The 11,658-nt window shown below is 33.5% G+C and carries 14 protein-coding genes and 1 pseudogene; 14 read left to right on the forward strand and 1 reads right to left on the reverse strand.

What is annotated here, in order from left to right; genetic code table 11:
- Positions 1 to 65 precede the first annotated feature (65 nt).
- The 5 genes from AMS59_RS26070 (at position 66) to AMS59_RS23635 (ending at position 5,528) form a co-directional block, all read left to right on the forward strand.
- Entirely contained in the window at positions 66 to 530 is a 465-nt protein-coding gene (locus AMS59_RS26070) for a GIY-YIG nuclease family protein (protein WP_053486150.1), read from the forward strand.
- 12 nt (positions 531 to 542) lie between these two features.
- Positions 543 to 1,409, forward strand: a complete 867-nt coding sequence (locus AMS59_RS23620; protein ID WP_053486151.1) for a hypothetical protein — start codon at positions 543 to 545, stop codon at positions 1,407 to 1,409.
- A 399-nt stretch (positions 1,410 to 1,808) separates the two neighbouring features.
- Entirely contained in the window at positions 1,809 to 3,908 is a 2,100-nt protein-coding gene (locus tag AMS59_RS23625; protein ID WP_053486152.1) for an RHS repeat-associated core domain-containing protein, read from the forward strand.
- The gene (locus tag AMS59_RS23630; RefSeq protein WP_053486153.1) at positions 3,905 to 4,393 is read left to right on the forward strand and encodes an SMI1/KNR4 family protein; all 489 of its coding nucleotides are present in this window, start codon (positions 3,905 to 3,907) and stop codon (positions 4,391 to 4,393) included. Before AMS59_RS23625 ends, AMS59_RS23630 begins: the two co-directional genes overlap by 4 nt.
- Positions 4,394 to 4,865: 472 nt before the next feature.
- Positions 4,866 to 5,528 carry a hypothetical protein gene (locus tag AMS59_RS23635; RefSeq protein ID WP_053486154.1) on the forward strand — a complete coding sequence of 221 codons (663 nt, stop codon included), beginning with the start codon at positions 4,866 to 4,868 and terminating at the stop codon, positions 5,526 to 5,528.
- Positions 5,529 to 5,997: 469 nt separating this feature from the next.
- Here AMS59_RS23635 and AMS59_RS23640 read toward each other — a convergent pair.
- A pseudogene (locus tag AMS59_RS23640) lies at positions 5,998 to 6,189 on the reverse strand (DUF1963 domain-containing protein); the annotation flags it as partial.
- 155 nt (positions 6,190 to 6,344) lie between these two features.
- On the opposite strand from AMS59_RS23640, the gene AMS59_RS25725 reads away from it, so the two are divergent.
- From AMS59_RS25725 to AMS59_RS23685, 9 genes are all read left to right on the forward strand, one after another.
- The gene (locus AMS59_RS25725) at positions 6,345 to 6,515 is read left to right on the forward strand and encodes a hypothetical protein (protein ID WP_156304769.1); all 171 of its coding nucleotides are present in this window, start codon (positions 6,345 to 6,347) and stop codon (positions 6,513 to 6,515) included.
- Positions 6,516 to 6,661: 146 nt separating this feature from the next.
- Positions 6,662 to 7,237 (forward strand): imm11 family protein, encoded by a 576-nt coding sequence (locus tag AMS59_RS23645; protein ID WP_053486156.1) that lies wholly within the window; start codon positions 6,662 to 6,664, stop codon positions 7,235 to 7,237.
- Between the two features lie 239 nt (positions 7,238 to 7,476).
- The gene (locus AMS59_RS23650) at positions 7,477 to 8,193 is read left to right on the forward strand and encodes an RHS repeat domain-containing protein (RefSeq protein WP_053486157.1); all 717 of its coding nucleotides are present in this window, start codon (positions 7,477 to 7,479) and stop codon (positions 8,191 to 8,193) included.
- Positions 8,123 to 8,698 (forward strand): hypothetical protein, encoded by a 576-nt coding sequence (locus AMS59_RS23655; RefSeq protein ID WP_156304771.1) that lies wholly within the window; start codon positions 8,123 to 8,125, stop codon positions 8,696 to 8,698. Before AMS59_RS23650 ends, AMS59_RS23655 begins: the two co-directional genes overlap by 71 nt.
- The gene (locus AMS59_RS23660) at positions 8,698 to 9,105 is read left to right on the forward strand and encodes an Imm12 family immunity protein (protein WP_053486159.1); all 408 of its coding nucleotides are present in this window, start codon (positions 8,698 to 8,700) and stop codon (positions 9,103 to 9,105) included. Before AMS59_RS23655 ends, AMS59_RS23660 begins: the two co-directional genes overlap by 1 nt.
- Before the next feature lie 78 nt (positions 9,106 to 9,183).
- Entirely contained in the window at positions 9,184 to 9,717 is a 534-nt protein-coding gene (locus tag AMS59_RS23665) for a hypothetical protein (protein ID WP_053486160.1), read from the forward strand.
- Positions 9,718 to 9,817: 100 nt separating this feature from the next.
- Positions 9,818 to 10,048 (forward strand): hypothetical protein, encoded by a 231-nt coding sequence (locus tag AMS59_RS23670; protein ID WP_053486161.1) that lies wholly within the window; start codon positions 9,818 to 9,820, stop codon positions 10,046 to 10,048.
- A gap of 30 nt (positions 10,049 to 10,078) precedes the next feature.
- The gene (locus AMS59_RS23675) at positions 10,079 to 10,375 is read left to right on the forward strand and encodes a hypothetical protein (protein WP_053486162.1); all 297 of its coding nucleotides are present in this window, start codon (positions 10,079 to 10,081) and stop codon (positions 10,373 to 10,375) included.
- Positions 10,376 to 11,042: 667 nt separating this feature from the next.
- On the forward strand, positions 11,043 to 11,513 hold the full coding sequence (locus AMS59_RS23685; protein ID WP_053486164.1) for an SMI1/KNR4 family protein: 471 nt from the start codon (positions 11,043 to 11,045) through the stop codon (positions 11,511 to 11,513).
- Positions 11,514 to 11,658: the final 145 nt, after the last annotated feature.

Genomic DNA, 11,658 nt, shown 5'->3' on the forward strand with positions numbered 1-11,658 from the left:
ACGTTCCAAAGAAAACTAATTAAAGCATACAACAAAGCGCCCACGGAAAAACACGTGGGCGCTATTTGACGCTTACGTATATACAACAAGACCCGATGGGGCTTGCTGGTGGGAATCCTACGTTGTATGGATATGTTTATGATCCTCTGACAGAGTTTGATTTAGTTGGATTTAAGCCAACTAAATATGGGGATAGATTGTACTTAAAGGAGTTATTAGGCCCTTTTGCAAAAAAAGGTGGCGTTTATTTCTTCCCAGAAGGTAATAAAATGTATGTTGGTAAGGCAAAAAATCTTTATAAGAGGTTGTATCAACATCTAAACAAAGGAAAACTAGATCCAGCTGTTTTAGATAAAGTTGGCTTTATCCATGATCCGAATGCCTTAACAGATAAAGATTTATTTAAATTAGAAGATGATTTAATAGAAAAATACGAATTAAAGAAATATAATCCTAATGAAATAGAACTATCTAATAAAATTAACAGCCCTGGAAAGAACATTAAGAAAGGTACTAAATGTAAACCTTAAGGGGGAAAATCAATGTATGATGTAGTCACTGTAAAAACTAATTTTAAACATTATAATGTGTTTATCCAAGAATCTATATCTATAGATATTGAAAAAAATTTATTAAAGGGTAATAATGGAATATCTTTAGAAATGGAAGAGGAGTTTTTACCAAATGTGAATTTTTTGAGTGAAATAACACAATTGGAATACTTAAATTTAGGTAGAAAAGATTATGGAAATTTGAAAGCTATCGAAAAACTAGTTAACTTAGAGTATCTCAGTTTAAAAGGGAACTGTGGAGAATTCCTGGATTTATCAAAGCTTTTAAATTTACAAGATTTATTTATTTTGTATAACAAAAAGATTGAAAACATTTTTGACTGCGTGAATTTAAAACGTTTAGTAATTCATCACTATAAAAAAAAGAATATTGATGATTTTACAAATTTAAAAAATTTACAGATATTAGAGATTTGGTCGTCACCTATTCAAAATTTAGATGGATTAAAGGATTTAAAAGAAATAGAGCAGTTGGAATTACGATATTTATCAAAATTAGAGTCAATTGACGGTATTAAAAACAATTCTTCGATTAAAGAGTTATGGATTCAAAATTGTAAAAAGGTTAATGATTGGGAGGTTCTTGGCACATTATCAAATTTGAAAGTTTTAACTATAGAAGCATGTGGAAATATACCATCATTAAATTTTTTAAATAAGCTAGAATCACTAGAATCTATTAGATTAGTTTCAAACACATTTATAGAAGATGGAAAATTGTCATGGTTGATTGACAAGGAAAGTATGAAATATTTTAATACACCAATAGAAAATCACTATGATATTAACCTTGAAACCCTTAGCAAATTTAATGATTTTGGGATAAGAGACAACTGATAATTTTGTATAGAGATAAAGTATAAAAGAAACAGACCGTATCTAATTAGTTTTTAATTCAGTAGATACTAATACGCTATAGCGTTTCATTCTGAATCGTAATTTAAATTCTTACACTGTTGTGTAAAATAGCAATCTCTATGAATAAAAGAAAAGAATTTGTTACATGTTTTAAACACCACAATATGATTCGTACAAAATTAAACCTTGGTAACTATTGTAAAGAAATTTATACTTACATCAAAAGAGTGGCATAAATCCTGAACGGATTTTATTGCTACTCTTTTTTAAAATGAATTTTAGGAAATGATTGAAGTATAAATCTAGCACTTGAACAAATAAGTAAGAGCGAAGAATAATTAAAGAATACCGGCCAATGAGAAATTCCGTTACGATAGCTTGAATCGCCTTGTACGGGCAAATCTATCAGATGATAATGACGTTCAATTACAGTACAATGCCTATGATGATGTTGTTTTTGCAAGGGATAACCATACGCAAGTAGCCTTTGATTACACTATTCTTGGTAGTTTAATATCCCGAGAACAAGGTGGGAAGAAAGTCAAATTCACCTATGATACAGAGGAGCAGTTAACCGCTGTCATCAATGAAAAAGGCGAAACGTATCAGTTTGAACGCGATTCGAAAGGAAATATCATCAAGGAAATTGGCTTTGATGAGATAGAAAGAACGTATGAGCGAAGTCTGGCAGGATTGGTGCAGAGAATTCAACGTCCAGGTGATCGTTGGACAGCGTATCAGCATGATGGTATAGGAAATGTTATTCGTGCTGATTATTATGATGACACATGGGAAACGTTTGGCTATGACAAAAATGGTTCGTTAATTGAGACTGAAAATGAGCATGTGAGCGTAAAGCTAGAGCGAGATCCGTCTGGACAAGTCATCAAGGAGTGGCAAAACGACGATTGGATTGCGAGTAGCTATGATGAATTAGGCAATCGCTCACAGATCACAAGTAGCTTAGGTGCAAAAATTGATGTAACTCGTAATGAGATGGGAAGAGTGTCGCAAATCACGGCTTCTCGCTATGAGCAAAAGCATTGGACAGCAGCGATGCAGTACAATGAGCTTGGTCAAGAAATTGAAAGAATCTTACCGGGGGATGTCATTAGCAAGTGGCAGTATGATGTAGCAGGTAGACCGACACACCATCGAATAAGTAGTCAAAACCGCGATACACGAAGACGTATGTATAATTGGGACGTCAATCATCGCTTACGAAGCATGGTAAACGAGTTAACAGGTGTAAAAGCTACCTATGGTTACGATGAATTCAGTAACCTCGTCTGGTCCAATCAAGGCGATCAATTTGACTTCTTACACCGCAGTGTCGATGATGTCGGGAATTTGTATGAAACAAAAGAAAAGACAGATCGTGTTTATGGTGCCGGAAGCAGATTGCTTGAAACTAGAGACGCAAACTTCTCTTATGATGATGAAGGGAATCTGATTCAGAAACTTGAGAAGAACGGTGATTCGTGGAAGTACGAATACTATGGCAATGGCATGATGGCGAAGGTCATCAAACCAGACAAAACAGAAGTTACTTTCAAGTATGGCTCATTAGGTAGACGGATAGAGAAGTGTTCTGACGAGAAAACTATGACATTCGTATGGGATGGGAATACTATCCTACATGAGTATTTCTTGCAGAATAATTCAGATATATATGAAAATCTAGATGAGTATTTTTCACAGAATAAATCTGAAATACCAAACAATCTAGTTACATGGGTATTTAACGATGGGTTCGTACCTTCTGCTAAAATCACGAATGAAGGTAATTACAGTATTATTAGTGACTATCTTGGAACGCCTGTAGAAGCCTATGATGAACAAGGTAATAGGGTTTGGTCAGCTGAGCTTGATGTTTATGGTAGAGTAAATGAATTCACTGGTAAGAGAGACTTTATTCCATTCCGTTATCAAGGGCAGTATGAAGATGTAGAGATAGGGTTGTATTATAACCGATTCAGATACTACGACCCAGAACAAGGGAATTATATTCAAGTAGATCCGATTGGACTTGCAGGCAATAATCCGACACTTTATGGTTATGTATCTGATCCTAATTCTTGGATAGATTTGTTTGGGTTATCTAAAACCTCTTCATCTGTAAAACCATATGATGTAGTACCATATAGACCGAGTAACTCCCCTCTTGAAAATCACCATGGAGTACTTGATGTTTGGGCTAAGCATAATGTACCTAACTATGTAAGTAGAGGTGTGAATACTCCAGCAATTGCGTTAACGGAACCACAACATGGTGCTACAAAAGCGGTATATAGAGAGTGGCTTTTTGAAAAAACAGGTAAAAGGGTAGGAGGGAAAATTGACTGGACAAAAATATCTCCGAGGGAGATGCAATCATTGAGTGAGAGAATGTTTGACGCTGCAAAAGTTCCGCAATCTGCAAGAGATTCATATTATAGAGCATTTAATCAATATAACTATAGAGGAGGATGTAAGTGAGTGTGAAAGATATTATTAAAAAAATAAAGGATATGCCAAATTGCCTAGTATTTCCACCTGATGGGGTTCCAAAAACAGAGGGAAATTTAGAGTTACCGGCAGATGTACAAGATTTTTACGAAGTTTGCGGAGGTGTAAAATTATTTCAAAATGCTGATTATAAAATAAATATAGTGCCTCCTCAGGAATTTATTATGGCAAATCCTATGATTGTAGGTGAAAAATGTGAAAGTGATATCTCTTCATACTGGTATATTGTTGCGGATGATGGAAATGGTGAATTTTTAACAATAGATTTAGGGGGAAATCGCAAAGGAAGATGTTATGATAGTTTTTATGATAGACATGGGGTTGTAGGTGATAGTAAAATTATTGCATTTTCCTTTACAGAGTTGTTAGATAGACTTATACAAAACGAAGGGCAATATTGGTATTGGCTAAATGAGCATTTTAATTTAGGAGATGCATACGATGAAATTGATTAAATACATGACCACTTCTGATATTAAAAGTAAAGATCTAGTGGGAAAAATGTAGTGGAAACTGGTTTATATGATGCATATTTCAAAAGGGTTAAAAGTTAAGATAGTTATTTAATTTAAAATGTTATGCGAATTAAAAAACTGGATTAAATCACCACTGATTCTGTATTATTCGTCTGATGATAAAGTTAATATTAAATTCTAAAACATATGTAAAGAAGAAGTATAAGCTCTTTCTCTACATATGTTTTTTTGTTAGTAATGGGATTGCTCTTTTTGTATTTGTTTTTTCTTCAATGGGAAAAGTTTTTTATGATGCAAAATCAAATATTCCCCATCTCATTACGAGCGATATCAATTTATGTGATTGATACGAACAATTTAACGGACATTCTAGGTTTAAAATCAAATTCTGCACCATTGGGTTCTCGACATGGGAAACAATAACAACTAAAAAATTAGGGAAGTGTACAAGATGATAGAAAAAGATTACGAGATAATTGTAAAAATATTCGAGGAATATCGTTCCTCATACAATGTGTTGCTTCATCAAGTTGAAGACGTTGAAAATGAAACGATTATTTGGAGCAATTCTTATCTAGAAATATACCCATATCAATATGAATTAGATCAATTACCAAAACCAAAAATTTATAAAAAGGAACCGAAATCTAAGGAAGGAATTATAGTGAATAAGTTGAAAAACAATGAACTGTATTTTTCTTATAACGCTGAAAATAAGGGCTGGGGAAGTTCTTTCATTATAAATGAAATTGAAAAGAAAATTTGTCTTAGATTTCTAAATAACGATGATGACGAAATGGTTTTAAGTCAAGTATATTGTATAGTATATAAAGAATCTGTGATAGAAAAAATATTATTCTACTTAAGGGACGATGATATGGATGAAGAAACGTTTATGGTTGACAGATATTCATATAATGACAATCTGACTGCTCATACTATTATTAGAGACGGTTTCTTTGAAGAAAAAATAAAGATTTTACCCACAAGGACATTTAGATTTGAGTATGAAAATGGAGATGTACGTATTTACTCGAAACAATTGAAAAAAAATCTAAAAGTTGTTGAAGATCTATTATATACCTCTAGAAAGGCAAAAAAAAATAAACAGTGACATCAGTGACAGGTAATACGAAACAAAAATAGGGAATTAAGATTAGAGTGTCAGGAATTGTAATTAGCGGATGCAGTAGGATCTGATTCCAAAACTCCATGTAGAGAAGAATAAACTTTCTTTTCTACATGGTTTTTTTGTTAGAAATAGAACTGGTTTAATTCATGTATTTCGTGAACACCACACTATCATTCGGAGAGTAAGTGTATAACTCGAATCAACGGAACTAGCGGGTGGAAATCATACGCTTGCTTTATGCTTATGTTGAAGATTCGAATAGTTTGGTTGATTCGTTATTTGAGAAAGTGATAGAAATGTATATTTTTGGTATTTGGATTGCGATAGAATAAGAGAAGTGTTGGAATACGCAGGAGGCAATGGATATATAACCAGGTGGGCGCTATTTGACTCTTACGATTGAGGCATCTTTACACGCGAAGGCACCACTGCCTTAGTTATACGATTTCTATTACAAAATGTAAAGATAATAATAAAGTTTAGAAAATTCCTTTGCGATTAGATTATCTCGCTCTATAAAAAATCGCAATGTGCCAGAGTCTGCTATCATGGTATATGTCTTTTGGGCATCATCCTCCATATCTAATTGAAACAGCAGCTCAGCCTTGCCATTATTCTCATCAAAACTATTTTTATCCATAAATGCATAGCCCCTATTTTCGTGCCACTACCATCTGTTTGATCAAAATACTTTGAATATGCAGGGTTCTCCATTGGTAAGTTATAGAAAAAGGCGAAGCGTATCAGTTTGAACGTGATACGAAAGGGAATATCATCAAGGAAATTGGCTTTGATGAGATGGAAAGAACGTATGAGCGAAGTCTGGCAGGGTTGGTTCAGAGAATTCAACGACCTGGTGATCGTTGGACAGCATATCAGCATGATGGTATAGGGAATGTCATTCGAGCTGATTATTATGATGATACCTGGGAAACGTATGGCTATGACAAAAATGGTTCGATAATTTAATTGAACAGAATTGCTTTAGAAGGGAAAGCTGCTAAAAATTGGACTCAACAGCAATATAGAGATGAAGTTGAAAAGTTAATTAGAGACACTAGAAAAGACTTGAGGAATGGAAAAATTAAATTACATTGTAAAGGATAGTGGTGCGAATGAAGTATTATAGATTAGTGGAGTTTTATAAAAGGGATGTTTATTTTTACCAAGATGATGAAAAGAATCAGGTGACATCATATGATTTAGAATCAAGAGTATCATCTTATAGCTTAGAAAGTGTTTATTACAAAGTTGATAAACTTGATAAATATGTTAACAAGTACGACGTGTTACCATCAGTTGGAGCGCCTTTAATAAGCTTAAAAATGAAGAATTTTTTAGAGGAAATTGCTAACAACTCCTGTGAATTTTTTTCAGCTGTTATTGTAGACGAAAAAGGTGAGATGAACACAGATTTCTTTGCGCTGAATATATTGGCTGTTTCTGATTGTTTTGATGAACAGAATTCGGAGTACGATATGACTGCAAATGATCCTAAAAAAATTGGTCGAATAACAAGCATATACTTTAATTATCAAAAACTTGGTCAAGAACATATTTATCGTATGAGCATAAGACCCTCGATGATAGTAGTATCGGAGACTTTTGTTGAAGGGTATAGAAAGAATAAACTAAAAGGATTACTCTTTGCAAAAGAGGGTAGTCGCCTAAGACCAGAGTTTTTGGATTAGACCGTTTATGTTTGAATGTGATAAGAAAGGGAATAGCATTAATGATGAGATGACAAGAACGTATGAGCGAAGTCAGGTAGGATTGGTTTAGCGGAATTTCGTCAGGTGAGCGGTGGATAACGTATCAATATTACAGTCTAGAAAATGTCATTCGAGCTGATTATTATGATGACACTTGGGAAACGTTTGGTTATGACAAAAATGGCTTGTTAATTGAGACTGAAAATGAGCATATTACCGTGAAGCTAGAGCGAGACCCATCTGGACAAGTGATCAAGGAGTGGCAGAATGACCATTGGATTGCGAGTAGTTATGATGAATTAGGCAGCCGTTCACAGATTACGAGTAGCTTAGGTGCAAAAATCGATGTCGCTCGTAATGAAATGGGAAATGTGTCACAAATCACGGCTTCTCGCTCAGAGCAAGAAAATTGGACAGCATCCATGCAGTACAATGAACTTGGACAAGAGATTGAAAGAATCTTACCAGGGGATGTCATAAGCAAATGGCAGTATGACGTAACAGGTAGACCAACACATCATCGAATAAGTAGCCAAAACCGCGATTCAAGAAGACGTGCTTATAATTGGGACGTCAACAATCGATTACGAAGCATGGTAAACGAGTTAACTGGTGTAAAAGTTACCTATGGTTACGATGAATTCAGTAACCTCGTTTGGTCCAATCAAGGCGGTCAATTTGACTTCTTACACCGCAGTGTCGATGATGTCGGGAATTTGTATGAAACGAAAGAAAAGTCAGATCGTGTTTATGGTGCCGGCAGCAGATTGCTTGAAACGAGTGAGGCAACATTTTCTTATGATGATGAAGGTAATCTCGTTCAGAAGGTCGAAAAGAATGGTGATACGTGGGTGTATGAATATAATGGCAAATGGAATAATCTCGAAAGCTGTACTTTTTTCACAGAGCAAATTAGTGAGAGAGGTAACGTTTAAGTATGATCCACTTGGTAGGCGTATTGAGAAGAGTTGTGATGGTAAGACTACTCATTTTGTTTGGGATGGAAATAAGATTCTGCATGAGTGGGTAGAAGATAGTGGTTATACTTGTGAAGGTAGTAAAGCTTCCACTAAAAATGCAAATCAACATCCAAATGATATTGCCAAGAGTCTTGTAACTTGGGTTTTTGAGCTAGATACGTTTATTCCAGCGGCTAAAATTACGAGTGAAGGTAATTTTAGCATTATCAGTGATTACCTTGGTACGCCAGTAGGGTCCAGTGAGTTAAATATTTATGGTAGAGTGAAAGAACTTACCACTGTTAAAGAATTGTGTCGAGGAAGTCGCTCTGACATGTTGGATTTTGAAAAAGAATTATCTGAGAAAAGACCAGGGAAGCTTAATAAAGAAAAACACGCAGGCAGTAAACTAGGTGAAGCATTAAGCCCAAAGTGCAGAAAGCCCATGTCCACATTCATAGTGGTAGAGGAGAGTTTTTGATGGATATATATATAACCGTGGCAAATGGTGGAGTTTCAAATATTCGATTAACAGTTTATAAATATAAAGATTTAATAAAGGAAAAATTCGTAAATGAAAATTATGGAAATGATATAACCGAGATTTCTTATTTTTTATTTATTAATGGAGATGTGACTAGATATTACGAAAGAAGCGGGGTCTATAAACTTAGTTATAAACCAAAAAAAAAGTGTATGGATCTCCATATTTGTATGGATGAAATTGGTTGGAGTGATGATGAAGACAGAAATGAAGTGATATTCAAAAATGCTTTAATGAAACTTTTAATATATAGTTCGGAGTCCATAAAGGAAAAAAGCATCGCTAAGAAATTAGATTTTAATAAAGATTTGTTCAACCAAACGTTAAAAAGTTGTTTTGAATAATTTTCTTTCGTTAGAATTTGATACTTGAAAAAACAATAAAATTATAAATTAACATTAAAATGGAAGGGTGGATATTAATTGTTTGCTCAATGCATTCCTTTTGATGATCATGTGAGAGGTAGAATAGGTGGTAATCCTCCAAAATTGATTGAAGAACAAATACCTGATGATTACAGGTTTTATGCAACTCTAGTTCATCCAGGAAAGGAGGATATTATGCTTTCTATTATTATTCATAAGAATTTTGATACTTTATTAGAAAATAATATTTATCCTTCAATTGAAGTAAGAGTTATAGAGCATAAATACTCCGAAATTGGAAGCAATACTGATAAAAGCATTTTAGATTTAGGTATGAACTCAATAAGCGATTATTCGGAAAACCAAGGGAATAATTTTTTGTTTATTAAAGTTTTGGGAGAACCACGTCTTATTCAACCAAAAAGTTATTATTATAAAGAGTTGGAAAATGATAACTATTCCTTTTTTCTGCAAATAGAGGAGGAAGGCTATACTGGTAATATGGATTATGTGTTTATGTACGGTGCATTATATCTATATAGGCATAATGAAACAGGAGAGGTCATTGCTGGTTTTTGGCAATGCTCTTGAACAACCTAGCTATTAGAGGGGCCGTTTAATCTTTTCTGGTATTGATAGTGATTATAAAAATGGACAGATTGAAAAAATTCTATCTGAAGAAGGATTTAACGTGACTAAAAACAATGGAAAAAATCAAATATGGAATCATTTTGATGGTTCAGAGGTTAGAATTCATGCCTATGGAAATAAAAACTCCGCACCTTACAAATCTGTAAATAATGCACATGTTCATAAAAAGGATCCAAGTAAAAATCAGCTAAATGATTGTGGAGTAATTAGTACAAATGCTAATGAAACTCATATAGGTACACGAAATCCTAAAGATTTACCAATGGTATGAAATAGAAATGTAGGGGAGATTGTAAATGAAATGGCATATGAATATAGAATAATCGTTCAAGAAAAAGAGAAAATTGAAATCGCTATTGAAAAAATTTATACTTCTTTTAAAAACAATGAATTATACAAAAATGTAATAAAAGAAAATGATAAATTAGTATTGCCTTACAATGATCCAATATGGGATCGCTGGTTTGAGTTAGATAAAAATAATACTGAGATATATTATTGGGTTTCTGGTGATGGAATTCAAAGGGATTTGTTGATTAAAGAAATTTCTGATGTGCTTAATAAGATTTACCTGAATTTTACCATAGTAGAAGAATAATTCTTTAAAGAAGGGGAGGAATGGATTTATATAAATAATGAAAGCATGAAAGAACGAATTTTTACGAGAGATATAAACAAAGAAGCTATTACTTTAATATTCCCGATTCATGGTGAATTAGGTAGAAGGAGTACTGATTTGAATGACATTTTTTACTGTGAAGAAAGTCGGAATGGCGAGATACTTTACTTTAAAAAAGTTAAGAGTAAAGAGTGGACTGAAAATCTTAAAGAATGGGTAAGTATACTTATCCAGTAGTTAAGTATATTTATTTTGTTAGTGCCTCAGTTCAATGGTGTGAGTTTCTAATTATCAATGGCGGTATGAAGATGGAGAAATAGGCTTGTATAGAATTTAGTTGCTTGGATATTGACTTCACTTTAAAAGGAAAATATTGTATTTCGGATAAATTACATCAAAGTAGGTTGTTCTAGTGGATAATGTATACGGTGCGTGCAAAAATCGATGTCGTTCGTAATGAAATGGGAAATGCGTCATAAATCATAGCTTCTCGCTCAGAGCAAGAACATTAGACAGCATCAATGCAGTACAAAGTTCTTGGCCAAGAGATTGAGAGAATTAATGGGCTATACCTAATGGAGCGCAAAAAAATTCAAAAATATAGAAAAAGATAAAGAAAGCTGGACTATGTCACTAGGAGGAAATTATGAGAAAAATAAAATTCATTAGTAGATATAATAAACGGCCAGTATTAGAGGATGATTTTGATAAGTTAGAAAAAACTATAGAAAAAAAGTTACCAGATTCTTATATAGAATTTTATGAATTTTCAAACGGTGGAGCACCAGAAGAAAATACTATCTATGACGAAGATGAAGAAGTATTTAATATCAGCTTTTTATATCCACTATTGGCAAAAGAAACCGAAAGTTCTATTTCTGAAAATGTACTTTTTATGATTAAGCAGAATGTTTTGGGGGATGACTTACATATTCCGTTTGGGGAAGATGGATCAGGTAACATTCTATATTTGGATTTTAATTTCAAAGAACCTGCAGTTTGTGCATGTTTTTTTGATGAGCCGGATGAAGAAGCTGAATTGCCATATACACACATTGATATTGCTGACAATTTATTCGAGTTTCTTGAAATGCTCGAAGAATACAGGGAAGAGTAGTTTTGCTCAAATGGGCTCTTTTTAAAGTTGATTAATTGATTTGAATTAGTAACCTTTATTATATATTAACTCAACTTTCGCACCCTGAAAGATCAAGACATTGCTTGAAATAACTAGGCAGAGCTGCTAACCATTTGTTCATTTG

The sequence above is a fragment of the Lysinibacillus sp. FJAT-14745 genome, from assembly GCF_001275675.1.
In the GTDB taxonomy this organism is placed as follows: domain Bacteria; phylum Bacillota; class Bacilli; order Bacillales_A; family Planococcaceae; genus Lysinibacillus.